Here is an 18,996-nt window from a genome sequence, read left to right as displayed (position 1 = left end):
CCCCGCTGGGGAGAAGAGGGAGATTGCCGCTTCGCCATCGATCCTATTGGACGGAATGGCTTCGAGGCGAAGGGTTCATTTGGGCAGTCTCGGCGCGCCTTGCTCCCTCTTCTCCCCAGCGGGGAGAAGGTGGCCCGAAGGGTCGGATGAGGGGGCCGCACGGCACGCCTTTCACGATCGCCCTTCCTCCTTCCATTGCCGGGTGAGGCTACGAGCAGCACCAGACCTGCGTTCAACGCTTGGCAGGTGGTTTCACCGCCGCCCGCCGCTGCAGCGCAAAGCGCGCCGCCGAACAGTTGATATCGGGCACGAGATCATAGGTCTGCTGGTAGAGGCTCAGCGCCAGCGTTTTGTTGCCGCGGTTCTCCGAGGCAAGCGCTGCAAGTGCGGTGCGTTTGTAAGCCTCGACGATCGGTTCGGCGGCCTTGGCCAGCGCCGCGTCGTCCGATGGTTCGGCGGCCAGCGAAAGGGCGGCATAGGTGGCGTCGCCATCGCGACCGACACGGCCGCCGACGGCGCCGTTGAAGCTTGGTTCGGAGACCTGGCGCATGCGGCGGGCATTCTTGATGCAGGTCGGAATGCGGGCCGCCTCGGCGTTGATGCGCTCGGCCGTCGGGCCGCCTTCCGTGCTGCCGCTGTCCGACAGGATCACGTAGCCGATGACGCCGACGATGGCGAGATAGACGACCCCCATGCCCGCGAGGAAGGCCGGCTGCTTCAGCAGCGACTTCTTCGGCTTGTCGTCGGTCGTCTTGGATGCCTCCTTCTTCGGCACCTCCTTGGCGGCGGCTTTGACGACGAACTGAAATTCGACATCCTTGCCGAGACGGAAGCTGTCGCCGGCTTTCAGCGAAGCCGTCTGCAGCAGCGCTTCGCCGCGCAGCATGATCGGGTTCAGCCCCATGCGGCGGATGATGAAGCCGCCGTCGCTCTGTTTTTCGATGCGCGCATGGATCGGCGCCAGAAACGGATCGTCGACGACGATATCGGCATTCGAAGCCCGGCCGATCGACATCTCAGACCGATCGAGCACATGGCTGCGGCTCTGGCCGCCGGGGCCGGTCTGCAGCAGGCTGGGTTTGTTTCCGCGAAAGAAGGAAAAGGCCATGATCAGAACATCCCACTCGACATCATCTCGACTATTGCCGGCGCCAGCACCAGAAGCAGGATCGACACGACGATCATCATCGCCGGCATGACGATCTTGGCCTTCAGCTTTTCACTGGCCCTGTCGGCTTTCTCCCAGCGGCGGAAGCGCAGGTCGCGCGCATGTTCGCGCAACAGCTCGACGCGGTTGCTGCCCTCGACCTCGCCCTGGATCACCGCACGGATGACGCGGATGACCTCTTCGGCAGTCATGCGGCGCTCCAAGCGCTGCAGCGCCTCAATCATGCCGGTGCCGAGCGCCACGTCCTTCAGCGTCTGATCGATCTCTTCGCTCATCACCGTGCCGGGTGCGGCTTCGGCATAAAGCCTCAGGCTTTCCGGCAAGGTCGCCTGCGCCTGCTGGGTCATGACGACGAGATCGAGGAAATAGGGAAATTCGCGCGAAATGCGTTCCTTGCGGTCCTGCATCTTGTCGTCGGCGACCACCCAGAAATAGATGGCCGGGATAAACCCGAGGATCAGCCCGGCCACCAGCCCGCCGATGATGCTGCCGCTGGCAATGCCGAACAGCACGCCGAGCAGGACGAAGCCGAAGAGGCTCAGCACAACGAGAAGCGCGATATATTCGCGCCCCGTCACGCCGCCGAACGGCCGGCCGCCATAGATCAGCTTCTGCTCGAGTTGGGTGCCGTAATCTTCCAGGAGCGGCTCGAAGTGCAGCAGCACGAATTCGACCGGCGTGCGCATGCCGATACTGTCGACAACGTTCGGCGGCGGACCATCGCCGCCTGCGGAGCGGCGCACCACCTGGATGCTGCCGAGCAGATCGCCGATCCACCAGACGAAGAGGGCTGCGGTGATGCCGGCAAAGACGACGGCGAGGGGGCCAAGAGGTATCGCCGACATCATACCGACACTTTCATCATCGAGCGCATCCAGAAGAAGCCGGTGGCATAGAGAATGGCGCCGACGATGGCGATAACGATGCCGATGGCGTTGCCGAACACCTTGTCGATCAGCTCCGGCTGGCCGAAAAAGATCATCAGGATCATGAACAGCGCGCCGCCGTTGACGACGCGGAAATTCATCCGCGCCTGCGACGACGAGGTGGTGATTTTCTGATCGAGCTTCCAGATTTCCTTGAAGGACTTCGACATCTCCGTCAGCGGTTCGGAAATATCGCCGCCCTGGCGGGCAAACAGACCGAGGGCCGCATCGACCATCTTGAAGTGCAGGCTCGGCACTGTGCGGGCGTGGCGGTCGAGCGCCTCGACCAGGCCGATGCCGAGCTTCTGTTCGCGGGCGATGCGCTCGAATTCGCGCGAGGCCGGCATCTGGCCGGTATCGGCCACCGCATTGACGGCGATGGCGAGCGGCTTGCCGGTGCGCACCGCCGAGACGATCTGGTCGACGGCATAGGGAAGCTGCGATTCGATCTGCAGCCAGCGCCGGTGCAGGAAATGGCGGATGACCGCCTTGGGCAGGAAGAAGGCGACGGGGATGGCGACGACCACACCGAAGATCGGCCCGAAGATCAGCGAGATCACGATGAAAACGACGATGGCCGTGATGGCGTAGGCGAGGATCATCGTATAGGGCGGAACGGCATCACGCCCGAAAACCTGTGCCGCCTCGCTGGCGAGCGCTATGTCGCGTTCGGTGGCGCGCAGCAGCGGCGCCGGCCAGCGCACCGGCGCGCCCCAGACGAGCAGCCCCGCCGTCACCGCGCCGAGGGCGACCGTAAAAATCTGCAGAATGCTGATATCCATGGTTTTTCCCTCAGAGCAATTCCAGGAAAAGTGCGAAGCGCTTCTGCCGGGAATCGCGTAAAAACAAAAGCTTAGAGCGGTTCTGCGCTTCCGCAAAAACCTGAACCGCTCTAGACGAACATATCGAGTTTTTCGATTTCACCGTCTTCTCCGAACTCGACGAGTTCGGCGACGAAACTCGGCAGGTAGCCGGTGAAGGCATGCACCGCCTGGCCGCCGGCGCGGCCGACGAGATGGAAGATCGGCTCGACGATGACGAGACCGGTGTCCGGATCGATGCCGATCACCTCCGATATCTCGGTCACCGCGCGCCGCCCGCTTTCCAACCGGTTCAGCTGCACGACGAGCTCGACCGCAGCAACGATCTGCTGGCGGATCGCCATCACCGGCAGCGAGCTCTGGCCCTGCAGCACCATCACCTCGAGACGGGTCATCATGTCCTGCGGCGTATTGGCGTGCGCCGTCGTCATCGAGCCGGCATGGCCGGTGTTCATCGCCTGCAGCATGTCGATCGCCTCGGCACCGCGGCACTCGCCGACGATGATGCGGTCGGGGCGCATGCGCAGCGCGTTGCGCACCAGGTCGCGGATGGTGACGCTGGTCTCGGATTCCGCCGTCTTCGGCCGCGATTGCAGATAGACGACATGGATGCCGTCGAGCTGCAGTTCCGAGGTGTCCTCGACGGCAACGACGCGCTCGCCGATCGGGATGAACTGCGACAGGCTGTTCAGCAGCGTCGTCTTGCCGGAGCCGGTGCCGCCGGAGACGACTATGTTCTTGCGCGAGCGCACGGCCGCCTCGAGAAAGGCGCGCATCGGCTCGCTGAGCGCCCCGGCGGTCACCAGCTTGGAGATGTCGAGCCGCGACTTGCCGCCGAACTTGCGGATGGTCAGGCAGGCGCCCTTGACCGCCAGCGGCGGAATGACCGCGTTGACGCGCGATCCATCCGGCATGCGGAAGTCGGCCATCGCCTCGCTCTCGTTGATCGAGCGGTTGGAATCGACGGCGATGCGCTCGATCACCTTCATCAGCTGCCGCTCGTTGGCGAAGGCGAAAGGGTAGCGTTCCAGCAGGCCGAATTTTTCGACGTAAATCTCGTCGTAGCGCGTCACCATGATTTCCGAGATCACATCGAGATCCATCAGCTCCGAGATCGTGCCCCAGCGATACATCAGCTCCTCGATGTTGGAGCGCAGGTGCATATGGGCGATCTCGTAGCGGTCGCCGGCGTTGAAGAGGGCCTGGCGGGACTGGAAGGCGGCGCTGAACCGCGTGTCGAGCTGGGCGAAATCGGCGCGGGTGGTCTCGAAATTCAGCTTCAGCTGCAGGGCCGAAATCAGCGCCTTGCCGACATCGAACAGGCGACGATTGTCCTGCTCCTCGCGTGACAGGCTCGCCGCATTCGCCGAAGCCTCGCGCCGGCCCGTGCGGGCAATGCGTTTTGCCAGCCAGCGGTAGACGGCGTTCTTGATGACGAGGATGACGAGATCCTGCGGCGCGCCGTCGAGCGCCTCCTTGATGAACATGTCGAGCCGTTCGCGGATGCGGTTTCGCGTGTCCTCGCGGCCGAAATCGGAGGATTTCACCAGCCGGTCGTATTGCGTGTCTTTTAGCAGTCGCTCATGGACTTCCATCTGCAGCGCCAGCACCCGCTCCTGGTCCGGAAACTGCGTCACCGCCTCGGCGGCCGCGGTCGGCTCGACCAGTTCGATGGTGACATTCGGCACCCAGATCGACATGCCGGCCGAGACCGCAACCGGCGTGCCGGCCCGCAGCGGCTGGTCGTCGACGCGGGTCGGGTTGCGGCCGTGATGCTGCACCGACCAGCCCTGGCCGGATTTGCGCAGCACGAATTGCGGCGAGGAGACATGGCTGCCGCGCAGGCGCACGACGGCCGCGCCGGCGGGCAGCGTCAGCGTGCTGCTTTCGCCGACGAAATAGGTCTCATTGGAAGAAAGCGGGATCACCTCCCGCCCGCTGCCATCCTCATAAGAAATCTTCAACAGCATGGCTCACTCCCCCGCAACGCTCACATGCGCGTCCAGTTGATGCTCGGCAGTTCTTCGACGCTATTGTCGGCCGGATTGCGCAGCACCAGGTTCAGGCTGCCGTTCGACTGGCCCATGGCAAAAATCAGCATCTCGGCTTCCGCCGGCGTTACTTCGACTGTCACATTGTTGTAGGTGCTGTTGGCCTTGGTGATGGCGCCCTCCGCCGTCGTCGCCGCGCCGACGGCGAGCACTTTGACGTTCTGCAGGAAGGTGCGGGTGACGACGCGGGTGCGCGAGCTGATGCCGAGCTCATAGTCCTGCGCCTGTTTGCGGTAGGCGTTGACATCGTTCTCGTCGGCGCCGGGATATTGGGTAAGGTAGTTCTTCAGCATCTGCTCGACCGGCGATGGCGGCTGTGTGGGAGCCGGCTGCTGTCCGGCAACGGCTGGCGCCTGACCGGGCGCGGCAGCAGGCTGGCCGGGGGCTCCCGGTTGGGCCGCAACGGCCGGCGCCACGGGCTCGACCGGCTCATCGACCGTGCCGAGGATATCGACATAGCTGCCCGGCTCGACGAAGTGGCCGACGGCCGCTGCCGCATTGACGGGAAGGGTGAGCGCCCGCTTGCCGGGCGCGATCATCGTCGTCAGGCGGCCGCCGTCATTATCGTCGAAATACTGGAAGAGCAGCACCGAGCCGGCCGGAATGTCGGCGGCGGCCGTCCTGTCCTTCAGCCATTCCTGGTAGGCGCTGGCAGCGGGAACGGCGAGCTTGGCAAGCGGCCCGAAGCTTTCCGGCAGCATGACCGGTTCGGCGAGCATGTCAGGCGTGATCGCCTGACCTCTCGTCACCTTCCTGTCGGGCTGGAGCCGCATGAAGGCATAGGCTACCTGCTCGTTCTTGACGCTCTCGGTCCAGAAGTAGAGCAGAACGCCGGTGATGAGCCCGACGATAACAGCCGCAATGAGCTTCCAGTTCATGGTGTTATTCCTTCGACGAAGGGTTGCCTGATTTGAATAACCTCGACGGTCCGGCCGTCGGTCTTGCTGCTGGTGTAGAGTACGTTAGCCTCGACGCTGCCGCGCCGGCCATAAAGGGCAGTGACCCCGCCGCGCTGTGCCGGCTGCGTCTCGATGGTGAAGCCGTCACGGGCGAGAAGATCGGCGCGCGCATCGGCCCAGCGCACGGCCGACATCGTGCCTTTCGACACGACCGTGCGTGACGTGTGGCCCTTGTCGCGATCGCCGATATCGCTCAGCACCTCGACGCCAGCCGGCGGACGCAGCGACTGCGGCAGCTTGCTGACATCGGCAGGCGCCGCAAAGGCCGGCAGCGTCGACGCTACGTCCTCGAAGCGGCTCATCAGCACGTCGGTCACCGGCGCATCGGCGGGCCTGCGGATCATGATCGAGACGCCGGGGATCGGCGCTCTCACCGAGGGATTTGCCGGATCCTGCCGTCTGAGATAATCGAGCGCTGCCTCGCCGTCGCCGTCGAAGAACCGCACCACCACGGCGAGATCATCGCGGATGCGGCTTACCTTCGGGACGATCAGCATGTTGGCGGCAATGACGGCTGTCAGTTCTTGGCTGTCGCTGCTTTTCGGCAGGGCAGGGCGGGTATCGGCGGCCAGCACCCGCAGCCATTCGTCGGTGATATCGGAAATGCTGCGATCGCTCTGATAGGGCGTGAATTCGAGCGGCTGGCCGTTGATCACGAGATCGCGCGGTGAGCGTTCCGGCGCGCCGAGAATGCCGGCCAGCATCGAATTCAGCGTCGCCCGGAAATCCTTGTAGACCTCCGCATGGCCCGGTGTGGCGACGACCACGGCAGCGAGCCCGATGACAAGCGCCATGCCAAGGAGGTGATAGGAGATGCGCGCGCTTTGTCTCATTCTATTTCGCCCCCGGAAAGACGCCGTCGAACAGATCGCCGGAATCGTCGGCTACATCACGGATTTCCCGGCGCAGCGTCGGATCGTAGCCGCGGCTCGTGGTATCGTTGTTGTGCGAAGCAAACAGCGTTGCGTCGTCCACCGTGAACGCGTCCTTCCAGCGGAGGCTCCTGATCGTATCGAGATCGTCGGAATCCCTGAACTTGTAGACCCGGTCGGCTGTCGCGGTGACCAGCTGCGGCTTTTCATTGGCAAGATCGCCGACCATATCGCCAAAATCGCGCCCGTCGCTCTTCAGCGTGTTCTGCACGTCGTCCCAGACGAAGGTGCGCTGGGGATCGCCGCCGCCTTCATGCGAGGGTGTGCGCGAGCAGCTCATGGCGTCGCGTCCAGGCAGTGCCGGCAAGGACGGAATTGGAAAGACGTTCGAAAAATCCGACGTGCAGTCCAGCCCATTCGCCTCGGCGAAGGCAGCGTTGCGCATGGCAAGCATGGTGTCCACCTTCTTGGTGGAAATCCTGTTGGCATGGATCATGAAGATCACGATCAGCAGGATGACCGGCGCTGCGAGCACGAATTCGATCGAGGCCAGGCCGCGCCTGTCGCGGTGCAGCCGCATCAGCAGGCCGCCGGCCGGAGCGGTACCCCTGGTCTCAGTGCGTATTGACGGCAGCCCAGGCATTGGCTCCTCCCCTGTCGAAGACGCGGGTCAGGCCGGTGAAACTATCGGCGGCCGGGCTCTGCTTGATGGTGTTCGAAACCTCGCCGGTATCGTCGGCAAGCGTGGCTGGCGCCAGCGATGCCAGCCAGTCCTGGGTGTAGAGATCGAAGGCCGTGTAATTATGAACCCAGCTCTGCGCCAAGGCATAGGCGGACGGCGTCTTGTCCTTGAAGATACGGATCTGCAGCCTGGCGCGCGGGGCGCGGGAAACGATCGCCAGCGTCTGGTAGTCGTCAAGCTGCTCGCCGCCGAAGGGCGTGAAGTTGAAAGGTGTGCGTCCTTTCAGCCAGTAAGGCTTCGGGAAGGAGATGACGGGCAGGGGAGCACCCGCCACGGAGATCGCGCCACCGGCCGGGCCGCAGACCTGGTTCCAGATCATGTCGAACTTGCGGGTGAAATCGTTCTCGTCTTTTGTCTGCTTGTCGGAATAGCGCGGCGGAACGTCGATCGGCAGCTGGAAGGGGTTCACGACGCCGAATTCGAGGCCGAAGAACTCCTCTGCAACGAAGAAGCTGGCATCGAGCGTTAGTTCCTCCCACCAGCTCAGATCGGCATATTGCTCGATGATCGCTTTGAACGGGATCTTGCTCAAATAGGCCGGGCCGAAGGCTTCATAGAAGATGTAGAAGTTCACCAGCGTATTGTCGATGCCGCTCTTGTGGTTGACAAAGTCGCGGATATGGCTGCCGTCGACCCCACCGGCGGTCAGCGGACCCTTGCCGTTGGGGAAGCCGCGATTGGCAAACTCGCCGCGCATCAGGAACGGGTCCTGTCCCTCCGTGCCCCTGCTCATCGCCAGGCACATTTCAGCATAGGCCGAGGCGGGATTGATGCCATCGCGATCGACCGGCAGGTTACCGCCCGCACCTTCTCCGGCGTCGTTGCAGGATTCGCACGGTGGGTGGAAAACGACATGGTCCGACTTGTTCATGCGCACCAGATGCAGGGCTTCGTTGCCGACCCGCTGCGGAAAGCTCTCGACCAGGTAGTCGTTGAGATCGTTCATGCCGTCGATGATGTCGCTGGACTTCACGATCAGGCCCCAGGGATCATAATCGATCTGTGCTTTTACGGTGTATGCAATCGCAATGGTGGCTTCTGTTGCCCGGAACCCCTGGAAAGCCAGGCAAGCGCCGTAGATGATGCCACCGACGATCGGGACCTTCTGCCAGCCCGGGCAATATGGCATCGGCGGCATCGGCGGCAGGAGCGACGCCGGTCCAAAACCTTCCGTGAAGGAGTATTCGGCGAGTTTCGCCAGAATGGCGGTCGAGCGCAGGGCCAGTTCCGCGGTGGTGAGCTGGAACGCGACCGAGGTCGCCATGACCACGGTTGCCTGCGAGGAGGCGACGTTGTTCATCGCCATGATGTTGAGATAGCGGGCCTCCCAGTCGGCATGGACGAGAGCGGCGGCGTCGGCCGTGTCCTGCGTGCGCTGCTTGTCGTAGATCATCTGTCCGGTATTCAGGATCCAGACGATCATCAGGGCGAGCGCAATGGTCATGTAGAGGATGATCGGCGACAGGAAGCCGCGTTCGTCGCGGTGCAGGCGCTTGATGAGGGTCGGTGTCATAGCAGGTTCACCTCCGCCGTCGAGATCGTGTAATAGCGGCCGTCTTTCCTCTGGCCGCGGGCAAAAACCCAGCCGGCATATTCGAGCAGCAGGAAGCGCGCTTCGACCTTGGCGGTCACCGGCACATGCGGCGAGCGGTTGATGGCGGCATAGAGAGCCATCGGCGCGCGGTCGACGGTGACCGTAACGTTCTGCGGGTCGAACATGTAACGGGCCTGGTTGCGCATCGCCCGCCAGTTCTTCGAAAGGCCCGAGGCATCGGCAAGGCTTTTTAGCGCCTCTTCCGGCGGCTGGCAGGCACCGACGCATTTCAGCTGGTCGTAGGGGGCGGCCGGGATCAATGCCAGGCGGGCGGCAAGATCAGCCTTCCCAGGGGCAGCGTCGTCATCGCAGGTCTTGGCGTCGATGAAGCTCCGAATGGTGATCGGCAGCGCCGGGCAGAAATAGACACGGGCGCTGCGCGCCGCCGCATAGGCGGCATAATGGGTGAAGAGGTGGTTTTTGGCCAGGATCGCGAACTGGAAGACCACGAACATGAAGAACACGAAGACGGGCGTGACCAGCACGAAATCCATCATCGTCGTGCTGCCGGAGATATCGCCGTGAAGCTCGGATATCCGGCGCCGGCGGGCGGAAAGCCGCGGCAGCAGCAGCATCGAGGCAAGCAAAATCATAGCGATCGCAAAGGTGCCGACGAGCGCGCCGTGATCCTCGGGGATCCAGAAGGTCCGCGAGTGCAGGATCGAACTCCAGAAGGCACCGTCGAAGAGGGGGCGTTCGAGTTCAGCGCGCATTGCCGTTACCTCACGAGTGAAAGAGGGGTGAAATCAGGCATGAAAAGGCACCAGAGAAGTCCGAGAGCGGCAGCAACGCCGAAGCGGACGGAATGATGTGTTTCGCGCGGCTTCAGCATCGACGCGGCATCGCGGAAACCGGCAGGCAGGAGCAAAGCGAACAATCCGACGTTCCGGAGGAGCACGCTCCACTGAACACGCCGCGCCATCGAGAAGACGGCGATCACGCCGCCGACCATCAGCGAGGCGAGCGTCACGTCGATGGCGGGCCAGAGGCCGAGAATGGCCCCGAGCGCCGCCATCAGCTTGACATCGCCGCCGCCGCAGCTTCCGGCTGCGAAGGCGATGATGAAGATCATGCCGGCCGCAATGAGGCCGGCAAAGGCAAGGCCGATCCCTGCCAGACCGCCGCTGACTGCCGCCAGCATGTAGCCGGCAAGCAAGCAGGGATAGGTGACGGCGTTCGGGATGTGACCTTGGCGGTGATCGAGCACCGCCGCGGTCGTGGCGCAGGCGACGGCAAGAGCCGCCGCCGCAGGCATCAGGGTCAGATCGTAGGTCGTATCCATGACACGGCCCGCTTATTGACCCGGCTCAGGAATTCTTTCGGCATCCGAGAGCGCCGTGTTCTTTTCGTTGAACCATTCGCCGATCTGTTTGCCGAATGCGAGCAGGATCAGCATCAGCGGAATGACGATCAAAGCGACCGCGAGAACGATCTGGGCCATGTCGCCGCGCTCGTCCTGGTGAAGTGCAATTGCGAGAGTCTTGAGTTTTCCAAACATCTGCGTATTCCTCGTTCCTAGGTTTGTTTCGGATCGAAGACCTTAGAGAAGATAACCAGGCATACGGTATCGATCCGAACGAGCACGTTGCTCGTTCCAATGATATGTTCTGCTTCAGTTTAACTTCCCCGGCGGCCAACGCTTGTTGAGCAACACCATTAAGACCCAAGAGTGCGCCCAAGGCCAGCCCTCCGTCAAGCAAACCAAACGAAGGGTTCCAATTGTCTTGGAGGCGTCTCTTGATGAAACGGAGTTGACGGCTGAAATTCCCAACTAACCGCCTGAACCTACTATAGTTTTACCCATCGGGAGGAACTCTTCGCCGGCTTTGCGAACTGTCGCTCACTGCCCCATAATTGGTCAATTCTTTCAAGGCGATAGAATAGACGGAGCAGAACCGCCATATTCGCCGTCCGCGCGGGGCGCGACCATGGCGTTGCTTGGCGATCTGGATTAAGCTTGTCCGACAGAGTGGGCTTGGCCCTTCAGTCGTTCCGGAGAAGAACTATGGAAACGATGAGCAGCATACTGATACTTGCATTGGTCCTCATTCCGCTGATGATGTTCTTTCCGACCGCGGTTCAAATGATGGCGACATTGTTCGGCATGAGCACGGTTCTGGTCGGGATGCCGCTCTGATGAAAGCCGTTTCCGACGACGCCGCCGAACAGGCAACCTTCCAGGTCCTGACCCGGGCGCTGGACAAGCTCTTGGGCCCGATCCGCTTCCTGCTCGAAGATCCGAGCGTTTCCGAAATCCTGATCAACGGGACATCCGACATCTTCGTCGAACGGCGGGGCAAGCTCGAACGCGCCGATACACGTTTTGCCAGCCGCGAGGACCTGGAATCGGCGGCGCGCAGCATCGCGCAATTCTCGGGCAAGCGATTGACGCCGGAAGAACCGAGCGTCGAGGCCCGTCTGCCGGACGGTTCGCGCGTGCAGATGATCCAGCCGCCCGCTTCCCGCACCGGGCTCTGCATCTCCATTCGCCGGTTTTTGAAAGAACATCGCAGCATTCACGATCTCGTCACCCAGGGCAGCCTGACCGGGCAATCGCTGTCGCTGCTGCAGGCGGCCGTCGGGCTGCAGAAGAACGTCATCATCTCCGGCGGCACCGGCACCGGCAAAACGACGATGCTGAACGCGCTGTCGGAAGCCTTTGCCGACCACGAGCGCATCATCGTCATCGAGGACACTTCGGAACTGCAAATCCGCAAGGAGCACGTGGTCTATCTCGAAGTGACGAAGCCCGACCGTTTCGGCCGCGGCGGCGCCAGCATCCGCGACCTGTTCCGCTCGTCGCTGCGCATGCGGCCCGACCGCATCATCGTCGGCGAGTGCCGCGGCGGTGAGGCACTGGATATGATCCAGGCGATGACCTCGGGCCACAGCGGCAGCCTGTCGACGGTGCATGCCAATACACCCTACGATGCCCTGCACCGGCTGGAAACGCTGGCGCTGATGTCGGATATCGACATGCCGCTCCGGCCGCTGCGCGCCCAGATCGCCTCGGCGGTCGACGTCGTCGTACAGATCGCCCGTTTCAAGCGCACCGGCCGACGCCGGGTGATCGAGATTTCCGAGATCAAGGGCCTCAATAATGACGGCCAGTATATCGTCGAGAGCATTTACAAGCTCGAAGGCGACGGCCATTCCAACTCCGACGGCGCCCTGCTCTGGACCGGCGTCATCCCCAGCTTCGCTGCCGACGCGGTGGAAGAGCTGCAAGGCGCGGATCCCTCGGAATGGATGAAGGCCGAAGCCGCTATGCAGCAAACGGCTTGAAACCTATCGGCAGAGGCTACCTGCGACTGTCTGCCCGACTCTTGAAGCTTGGTAGAAGCTGAAGCGTCTCGAAGACGAGAACGCTCGCTTGAACGCAACGCACTCATAATACTTCCCTCAAAACGAGCTGAGCATAACTGCGTAGAGGTTACAGGCTTGCCAGAGGGACTCAGTTTGCTTTGCTGGTTAACATTGATCGCCTTGAAGGGAACTGAACCGCCGACCCTCGATCGCGCGTCTCTGGTTCGTTGAAGTATTCGATTGATGTGTACGCCCATGCTGCGAATGGCAGGCGTGCAGTTGCATGCGTGCTATTCTGCATGCCCCGATGAGCGGCGAGCTAAAATCAACCTTTGAACCGCAGCGCTTCGACGAGCAAAGCAAACGCAGCCGTGTGCTGGCGTCTACTGGGATAATAAAGGTGATAGCCCGAAAAAGGCTGGCACCAGTCATCGAGAACCCTGACCAGCCGGCCGTCCGCGACGTACTGGGCAACCTGGCTTTCGAACGTGTAGGCAAGCGCCAGCCCATCCAAAGCAGCTGATTCAAGCATGAGACCATCGTTCATGATCAGCGGCCCGTTCATTCGGACTTGCAGTTCCTCGCCGTCGCGCTCGAATTCCCAGGCATATAACCCTCCGCCCGTGGTTTGCCGATAACTGACACCCAAATGCTCGCCAAGGTCACGCGGCGTTTGAGGGATTTTGCGGTTTTCGAAATAGGAAGGCGATCCAACAACCGCCATGCGAAGGTCCGGGCCAATCCTGACGGCGATCATGTCCTTTTGAACCTGTTCACCAACGCGAATACCGGCATCGAAACGGTCCGCCACGATATCCGTCAGTCCCTCATCGAGAATTATCTCCATTTCGATGTCCGGATATTCCGCCAGGAATTTCGCCACAACGGGCCAGAGCACACTGGTGGCGGCGTAGCGAAACGTCGTGATGCGAACCGTGCCCGACGGCTTGTCACGAAGTGCTGTGATCGCCGCGAGCTCATTTTCGATGTTCTCGAACGAGGGCCTAAGGTTTCGTAGCATCCGCTGTCCGGCATCTGTTAGAGACAGGCTCCGAGTGGTGCGGGAAATCAGCCGCACGCCAAGTTTCTGTTCCAGCATCCTGACGGAATAACTGACCGCGGATTGAGACAGTCCAAGCTTGGCGGCCGCGCGCGTAAAACTTCCGGCCTCGGCGACGGCGATAAAGGCTGCAAGCTCGCTAAAGTCGCCGCTTCTCATTCATTGATCCTGTTTCTAGCTTCAGGCGGATTATACCATATCGCCACTGGTTGTCTTCGTTGGAGGTCCCCTTTCACGACTCATTGAATTGTCGTGAGCGAACGTCGTCGATGAATGCAATTAGCTTGTCATGTCAGGGACCGGCCTTGACTAAATCGCGGGTGAGGCGTGATGAACCGCTAAAAAAGCTGACCGCGAAACGCAGATCGTCTTGCACCGCCGCGAGCATCGCCCTGATAGAGGTGAGCCAGTGATCTGAGACTATGTCGCGTATGAGACTCGATACCATGTCTGCTGTGACATGCAGCTACGTCACGTGCCCGTGGATCTGGATCAGCGAATTAGTGGAGCTGATGGACCGCGTACGCCTGGGAGACATCTGCCACGACTGACAGTGCAAGAGCGTTCGCATCGCGCGTCGGTCCGAACATCCCAATCGGCGCCTTGATCCGATCTGTCTGGGCATGTGTATAGCCAAGCGCCCACAATACAGCGCAACGGCGCTCATGCGTTCGTTTGCTGCCGAGCGCTCCGATATAGAATGGCTTTGTCTCCAAAGCTGCCTTCAACCAGGGCAGTTCCTGATCGAGATCATGATAGAGAACAGCGATTGCTGTGTCCTGATCGATGGTGGCGGTGTCAGCTCCCCTAGATGGCTGATCGAAGCACAATACCTCAAATTCCGAAGCGAGTGCGACCCTGGATGTTGTCGCTAGTTCGATCCCGCGTCCGCAGAGGACCAACCGCAGGTTTGGTCTATAGGAGCGCAAGAACGATGGACCGTTCCAGGTGCCTGCCACTTTATCCTGCGATTTGACGGCACTTATCGTTTGGGTGCCGGGGTCATAGCGCAGCGCGATCCTCTTGCGCCTCTCAAGCGCCGACAGAACCTGGCGAAGCGGCTTCACGTCCTTGACGACGTGAATCGCCAGAGTAATACCCCCGCCGCATGGAAGAACGATATCGAAGAATTGCGAACCTTCGCCGAGACGGAGATATCGATCCGTCCCTTTCCCGATCGCGGCGATCGCTTCAGCGGCGACGGCCGCTTCCGTACAGCCGCCGGAGACATAGCCGCAATAGCCTCCATCACCGCGAACGGCCATCTGGGCGCCGAGTGCCCGGGCAGCACCTCCCCGGATCTCAACGAGTGTTACAAGCGCGCTTCCATATTTCGTTTCTGCGCCATCGGCCGCATAGTTGATGATCGCCTCCGGGTCGTCGGTCATGAAGGCGCAGAACGGTATGGGTGGCGTGTGAAGCACGGAAAACGACGTCAGCATAAAAGGTCCTAACAAAGGGGACCGCTACGGCGCTGAGCTGCCGCAGCAATCATCACTTCAAGCCAGCTTTTCGAGCGTGATCGGCAGGCTGCGGATGCGCTTGCCCGTTGCGTGGTAGACGGCGTTGCCGATCGCAGGGGCAACCCCGACGACGCCGATCTCGCCAACCCCCTTGCCGCCAAGAGCCGTTGCCTGCATGTCCGGAATACCAACGGAAATCACCTGGATGTCAGGCACGTCGGCGTTGACCGGAACGGCATAGTCGGCAAAGTTTGCGTTGACCGTCCGTCCGTCTCGCTGGTCGACATACCCTTCTTCGAGCAGCGCCTGCCCAAGCCCCATCACCATGCCGCTGATCCATTGGCTTTCGGTCAGCTTCGGATTGAAGATCCGGCCGCTATCGAAGGCGGAAACCATGCGCTTGACACGGATCGTGCCGAAATCCTCGTCGACGCGGACTTCGACGAACTGCGCGCACCAGCTATGGGCCGAGACGCCACCTTCTACCGGGCCCTTCAACTGGGCGAAACTGCGGTCGGCGGCGTTTTTCATGTCTTCTGTAGCGCCCGCAGCAAAGGTATTGCCCTCAATTTCCAGTCTGTCCTTGCCCACCGCTTTCAGCAATTGTGCGATGCTGATACCGCCGGCTGGACGACGGGTGGGTCGTATTGCGCCGTTCTCGAAGGTCAGTTCAGCCAGCTTCAAGGACTGCAATGGCGACTTCGGATCGGAGGCAGCAAGCCTCAGCAGAGCCTCGCGAGCGTTTCTAGCAGCCTTGTCGACGGCTCCGGAAAGGTTGTTGGCTTGCTGGGAGCCGCCGGCGAGCGCCGATCGGGGAAGCGCGGTATCACCCAGCCTCACGACGACAGTCTCGACGGGAACGCCCAAGGCGTCCGCAGCAGTTTGGGCGAGAATCGTGTAGGTCCCCGTTCCCATGTCGGTTGCTGCGCTAAGAACCTCGATTTGACCGCTGGCATGGAAGACGAGCTTGGCTTCGCTGGCGGTGCGGATCATGGGATAGGAGCCAGCAGCCATTCCATAACCGATCAGCTCGCGGCCTTCGCGCATCGAGCGCGGGACCGGGTTACGCTTCCACCAGCCAATACCTTCAGCACCGGCGGCATAGGCTTCCCGTAACTGACGCGTGGTCCACGGCATGCTGTTGCTTGGGTCGATCTCCGCCCAATTTGCAAGACGCAGAGTGACCGGGTCCATGTTGAGCGCATAGGCCAGCTCATCGATGGCGCTTTCCAATGCGTAGGCGCTCGGATTTTCGCCGGGACCACGCTTCCAGCCGGGCTGGACGGCATTGACAGGCACGACATTCAGACGCGTCGAGAAGTTCGGCGTTGCATACATGATCTTCGTCACGTTGTTGCAGGCCTCGACATGGACCTCGTCGATCGCCGTCTCGTTCCAGCTCTCGTGAACGATGGATGTGATCTTTCCATCCTTCAAGGCGCCGATGGACAGCGTCTGTCTCGTTGCCGGACGGCCACCAAGACCCGTGAAGGTCTGCGGACGCGTAAGAGAAACCTTGACGGGCCGGCCGAGCTTGCGCGAGGCAGCGCATGCCAGGCCGACATGGGGATGCGCCCCGATCTTGGACCCGAAACCACCGCCGACATATGGCGAGATAACCCGCACATTTTCGATATCGATGCCGAGAAACTCGGCGACGACGCTTCTGGCGCCACCAACCCACTGGCTGGGCTCCCAGACGGTGATCTTGCCGTTATCCCAGGAGGCGATGGTGGCATGCGGCTCCATCGGCACGTTGTATTCCCGCGCGGTCGTGTAGGTGACATCGACCTTGACGTCGGCGCTGGCCAACCCCGCCGGCGCATCGCCCCAGGCTGTTCCCATCGGTTCGATGAGCTGCGCTTTTGCCTTGGGATCGTTGATGTCGAGAATGGCATCGCCGTCCTCGTACTCGACCTTGAGAAGGCTTGCCGCTTCCGTCGCCGCTTCAAAGGTTTCTGCAACCACGAGCGCGATATGCATGCCGTTGAAGCGGACCACATCGTCCTGGATCGGCGTAAACTCCTCCGTGGCGCCGCCGCCCTTGCTGTAAACGGTCGGCTTGTTGATCTTGAGGGTGTTCTGAAAAGTATAGACGTCAAGGATACCAGGCACAGCTTTGGCGGCGGATGTGTCGATAGTGACGATACGCCCTGCCGGACGGGTCGACTGGACTGTCACGCCATAGGCCATGTTCTCTAGCTTCTGCTCGATGGCATAACGCGCCTGGCCCGAGACCTTCAATGGACCTTCCGCGCGGGAAAGACGGGAACCAAGAGCTGGTGTCTTGGCAGTCGCGGGTTCAGCCGCAAAGGCGCCTGGCGCGAGATTGACCCCGGCGCCGGCCACAGCGGCAACGCCGGCTCCCAGTTTCATCACGGTACGGCGGTCGAGTGCGAAATCGTTCTTCTGTGTCATGCGATATCTCCTACCGTCATTAGGGCGCGGGCCACGACCTTCGGTGTCAGCTCGATCTTGAACGCATTGTGTCCGCTTGACTTTGCGCCATCAACGGCGGCGGCGGCTGCGGTCCGAAGCGTGGCCTCGTCAAGCGTCTTTCCTTTCAGGGTGTCTTCCACAGCGCGCAGACGCCACGGCTTGGTGGCCACACCGCCGACAGCGATGCGCACATCGCGGATCGTCTTGCCGTCGGCTTCCAGCTCGATCCCAACGGCAGTGCTGGCAGCGGCGAACTCGTAGGATGCACGGTCGCGGACCTTGAGATAATGCGAGCGCTTCAAGGCAGCGACACGCGGGATCTCGACGCCGACGATCATGTCACCAGGAGCAAGTTCGTGCTCGATATGTGGGGTCTGGCCCGGCAGCAGGTAAAAGTCATCGACGGGAATGCGGCGCTCGACCGATCCGCGAACGAGGACCGTAGCGTCGAAGGCAACGAGAGAGACCGCGAAATCACCGGGATAGATGGCAATGCAGGCGTCGCTGGTGCCGAGCACAGCATGGTTTCGGTTGACACCGCCGAGGGCTGCGCATCCGGACCCCGGATTGCGCTTGTTGCAGTTCGAATAGGCGCCCGGGTCGCGGAAATACATGCAGCGGGTTCGCTGCATCAGGTTGCCGCCAATGGACGCCATGTTGCGCAGCTGGGCCGAGGCGGCCCGCCACAAGCTTTCGGATAGCGCCGGGGCGGCATCCTTGATGTCGGCATGATCGGCAACCGCGCTCATCTTTGCAAGCGCGCCGATCCGGATGACATCGGCCGAAACCTCGATCGTGTCGAGACCGGACAGGCGGGTGATATCGACCAGGCGCGCCGGGCGCTCGACATTCAGTTTCATCAGATCAAGAAGCGTGGTGCCGCCTGCTAGGAACCTTGTTTCCGGCGTGGATGCATCGGCAATCGCTGTCGAGGTGTCTTCAGCGCGCACATAATCAAACGTTCTCATAGTGCTGCCTCCTTCTTGAGGCGGCTTGCGGCGTCGCGCACGGCGGCCACGATATGTGGGTAAGCGCCGCAACGACAAATATTGCCGCTCATATATTCGCGGATATCCTCGTCCGTGCCCGCGTGGCCTTCACGAATGCAGGCGACGGCCGACATGATCTGGCCAGGCGTGCAATATCCACACTGGAAGGCATCATGGTCGATGAACGCGGTTTGAACGGCGTGCATCACACCGTCGGCGGACTGCAGGCCCTCGATCGTCGTCACCGGGCGGCCCTCGACCTGGACCGCCAAGGTGAGACAACTCAGGAAACGCTGGCCATCGACGTGAACGGTACAGGCGCCGCACTGCCCGTGATCGCAGCCTTTCTTCGTTCCGGGCAAATCGGCGTGCTCGCGAAGCGCGTCGAGCAACGTCGTTCGTATGTCGAGTTGGAGGTCATGGCTTTTGCCATTGACCTCAAGCGATAATTGACGGGCGGTTGACATCTCGTCTCCTCTCGAACCCAGGTATCGATAATCGAACCTAGCTCGATGGCTGGCGAGCGATTAGCCGTCCATGACTGCATGAGGTTAGAAAGGGGATTGCTAAATCGCGCGTTCTGTTCTCGCCCTCGAGATCCCGGTG

Annotated in this window: 16 protein-coding genes and 1 pseudogene; 1 reads left to right on the top strand and 16 read right to left on the bottom strand. The window is 61.6% G+C overall.

The genetic code is table 11. The features are described from left to right. Nucleotides 1–232 precede the first annotated feature (232 nt). The 11 genes from RCCGE510_RS05845 to RCCGE510_RS05795 all read right to left on the bottom strand — a co-directional run bounded on the left by RCCGE510_RS05845 (nt 233) and on the right by RCCGE510_RS05795 (nt 10,631). Nucleotides 233–1,108 carry an FHA domain-containing protein gene (locus RCCGE510_RS05845; protein WP_007628075.1) on the bottom strand — a complete coding sequence of 292 codons (876 nt, stop codon included), beginning with the start codon at nt 1,106–1,108 and terminating at the stop codon, nt 233–235. Between the two features lie 2 nt (nt 1,109–1,110). Then, the gene (locus RCCGE510_RS05840; protein ID WP_007628072.1) at nt 1,111–2,016 is read right to left on the bottom strand and encodes a type II secretion system F family protein; all 906 of its coding nucleotides are present in this window, start codon (nt 2,014–2,016) and stop codon (nt 1,111–1,113) included. After that, nucleotides 2,013–2,876 carry a type II secretion system F family protein gene (locus RCCGE510_RS05835; protein ID WP_007628070.1) on the bottom strand — a complete coding sequence of 288 codons (864 nt, stop codon included), beginning with the start codon at nt 2,874–2,876 and terminating at the stop codon, nt 2,013–2,015. Before RCCGE510_RS05835 ends, RCCGE510_RS05840 begins: the two co-directional genes overlap by 4 nt. A gap of 110 nt (nt 2,877–2,986) precedes the next feature. Then, a complete protein-coding gene (locus RCCGE510_RS05830) occupies nt 2,987–4,885 on the bottom strand; it encodes an ATPase, T2SS/T4P/T4SS family (protein WP_007628068.1) in 1,899 nt (632 codons plus the stop codon). Between the two features lie 20 nt (nt 4,886–4,905). Further along, nucleotides 4,906–5,844 carry an RcpC/CpaB family pilus assembly protein gene (locus RCCGE510_RS05825; protein ID WP_007628067.1) on the bottom strand — a complete coding sequence of 313 codons (939 nt, stop codon included), beginning with the start codon at nt 5,842–5,844 and terminating at the stop codon, nt 4,906–4,908. Then, entirely contained in the window at nt 5,841–6,758 is a 918-nt protein-coding gene (locus RCCGE510_RS05820; protein WP_007628066.1) for a hypothetical protein, read from the bottom strand. The genes RCCGE510_RS05825 and RCCGE510_RS05820 overlap by 4 nt, the downstream gene beginning before the upstream one ends. A gap of 1 nt (nt 6,759) precedes the next feature. Continuing rightward, nucleotides 6,760–7,440, bottom strand: coding sequence for a TadE family protein (locus RCCGE510_RS05815; RefSeq protein WP_007628064.1), 681 nt, complete (start codon nt 7,438–7,440; stop codon nt 6,760–6,762). Continuing rightward, nucleotides 7,412–9,052, bottom strand: a complete 1,641-nt coding sequence (locus RCCGE510_RS05810; protein ID WP_007628062.1) for a Tad domain-containing protein — start codon at nt 9,050–9,052, stop codon at nt 7,412–7,414. The genes RCCGE510_RS05815 and RCCGE510_RS05810 overlap by 29 nt, the downstream gene beginning before the upstream one ends. Continuing rightward, nucleotides 9,049–9,846: a TadE/TadG family type IV pilus assembly protein gene (locus tag RCCGE510_RS05805; RefSeq protein ID WP_007628056.1), complete on the bottom strand. Its 798-nt coding sequence runs from the start codon at nt 9,844–9,846 to the stop codon at nt 9,049–9,051. Before RCCGE510_RS05805 ends, RCCGE510_RS05810 begins: the two co-directional genes overlap by 4 nt. Nucleotides 9,847–9,851: 5 nt before the next feature. Beyond that, complete coding sequence (locus RCCGE510_RS05800; protein ID WP_007628055.1) at nt 9,852–10,415, bottom strand: prepilin peptidase; 564 nt, start codon at nt 10,413–10,415, stop codon at nt 9,852–9,854. A gap of 12 nt (nt 10,416–10,427) precedes the next feature. Further along, on the bottom strand, nt 10,428–10,631 hold the full coding sequence (locus tag RCCGE510_RS05795; protein ID WP_007628054.1) for a hypothetical protein: 204 nt from the start codon (nt 10,629–10,631) through the stop codon (nt 10,428–10,430). A gap of 402 nt (nt 10,632–11,033) precedes the next feature. Between RCCGE510_RS05795 and RCCGE510_RS05790 the strand changes: the two are divergent. Beyond that, nucleotides 11,034–12,418, top strand: a pseudogene (locus RCCGE510_RS05790) (ATPase, T2SS/T4P/T4SS family). A 346-nt stretch (nt 12,419–12,764) separates the two neighbouring features. On the opposite strand, the gene RCCGE510_RS05785 reads toward RCCGE510_RS05790, so the two are convergent. The 5 genes from RCCGE510_RS05785 to RCCGE510_RS33130 form a co-directional block, all read right to left on the bottom strand. Further along, nucleotides 12,765–13,658 (bottom strand): LysR family transcriptional regulator, encoded by an 894-nt coding sequence (locus RCCGE510_RS05785; RefSeq protein ID WP_007628050.1) that lies wholly within the window; start codon nt 13,656–13,658, stop codon nt 12,765–12,767. Nucleotides 13,659–13,999: 341 nt separating this feature from the next. Further along, nucleotides 14,000–14,941, bottom strand: a complete 942-nt coding sequence (locus RCCGE510_RS05780) for an XdhC family protein (RefSeq protein ID WP_007628048.1) — start codon at nt 14,939–14,941, stop codon at nt 14,000–14,002. Between the two features lie 57 nt (nt 14,942–14,998). Continuing rightward, nucleotides 14,999–17,380, bottom strand: a complete 2,382-nt coding sequence (locus tag RCCGE510_RS05775; protein WP_007628046.1) for a xanthine dehydrogenase family protein molybdopterin-binding subunit — start codon at nt 17,378–17,380, stop codon at nt 14,999–15,001. Beyond that, entirely contained in the window at nt 17,377–18,369 is a 993-nt protein-coding gene (locus RCCGE510_RS05770) for a xanthine dehydrogenase family protein subunit M (RefSeq protein WP_007628044.1), read from the bottom strand. The genes RCCGE510_RS05775 and RCCGE510_RS05770 overlap by 4 nt, the downstream gene beginning before the upstream one ends. Further along, entirely contained in the window at nt 18,366–18,857 is a 492-nt protein-coding gene (locus RCCGE510_RS33130; RefSeq protein ID WP_007628043.1) for a (2Fe-2S)-binding protein, read from the bottom strand. Before RCCGE510_RS33130 ends, RCCGE510_RS05770 begins: the two co-directional genes overlap by 4 nt. Between the last annotated feature and the right edge of the window lie 139 nt (nt 18,858–18,996).

It is taken from the genome of Rhizobium sp. CCGE 510 (genome assembly GCF_000292525.1).
Lineage (GTDB): Bacteria > Pseudomonadota > Alphaproteobacteria > Rhizobiales > Rhizobiaceae > Rhizobium.
Note: the sequence above shows the minus strand (reverse complement) of the source record. Positions and strands in the feature narration are given on the sequence as shown.

Bases quoted from the DNA above. Each gene is read 5' to 3' on its own strand.
- RCCGE510_RS05795 (WP_007628054.1), bottom strand. From the start codon at position 10,631: ATGTTTGGAAAACTCAAGACTCTCGCAATTGCACTTCACCAGGACGAG.
- RCCGE510_RS05845 (WP_007628075.1), bottom strand. From the start codon at position 1,108: ATGGCCTTTTCCTTCTTTCGCGGAAACAAACCCAGCCTGCTGCAGACC.
- RCCGE510_RS05770 (WP_007628044.1), bottom strand. From the start codon at position 18,369: ATGAGAACGTTTGATTATGTGCGCGCTGAAGACACCTCGACAGCGATT.
- RCCGE510_RS05835 (WP_007628070.1), bottom strand. From the start codon at position 2,876: ATGGATATCAGCATTCTGCAGATTTTTACGGTCGCCCTCGGCGCGGTG.
- RCCGE510_RS05840 (WP_007628072.1), bottom strand. From the start codon at position 2,016: ATGATGTCGGCGATACCTCTTGGCCCCCTCGCCGTCGTCTTTGCCGGC.
- RCCGE510_RS33130 (WP_007628043.1), bottom strand. From the start codon at position 18,857: ATGTCAACCGCCCGTCAATTATCGCTTGAGGTCAATGGCAAAAGCCAT.
- RCCGE510_RS05775 (WP_007628046.1), bottom strand. From the start codon at position 17,380: ATGACACAGAAGAACGATTTCGCACTCGACCGCCGTACCGTGATGAAA.
- RCCGE510_RS05785 (WP_007628050.1), bottom strand. From the start codon at position 13,658: ATGAGAAGCGGCGACTTTAGCGAGCTTGCAGCCTTTATCGCCGTCGCC.
- RCCGE510_RS05815 (WP_007628064.1), bottom strand. From the start codon at position 7,440: ATGCCTGGGCTGCCGTCAATACGCACTGAGACCAGGGGTACCGCTCCG.
- RCCGE510_RS05825 (WP_007628067.1), bottom strand. From the start codon at position 5,844: ATGAACTGGAAGCTCATTGCGGCTGTTATCGTCGGGCTCATCACCGGC.
- RCCGE510_RS05800 (WP_007628055.1), bottom strand. From the start codon at position 10,415: ATGGATACGACCTACGATCTGACCCTGATGCCTGCGGCGGCGGCTCTT.
- RCCGE510_RS05780 (WP_007628048.1), bottom strand. From the start codon at position 14,941: ATGCTGACGTCGTTTTCCGTGCTTCACACGCCACCCATACCGTTCTGC.
- RCCGE510_RS05820 (WP_007628066.1), bottom strand. From the start codon at position 6,758: ATGAGACAAAGCGCGCGCATCTCCTATCACCTCCTTGGCATGGCGCTT.
- RCCGE510_RS05810 (WP_007628062.1), bottom strand. From the start codon at position 9,052: ATGACACCGACCCTCATCAAGCGCCTGCACCGCGACGAACGCGGCTTC.
- RCCGE510_RS05805 (WP_007628056.1), bottom strand. From the start codon at position 9,846: ATGCGCGCTGAACTCGAACGCCCCCTCTTCGACGGTGCCTTCTGGAGT.
- RCCGE510_RS05830 (WP_007628068.1), bottom strand. From the start codon at position 4,885: ATGCTGTTGAAGATTTCTTATGAGGATGGCAGCGGGCGGGAGGTGATC.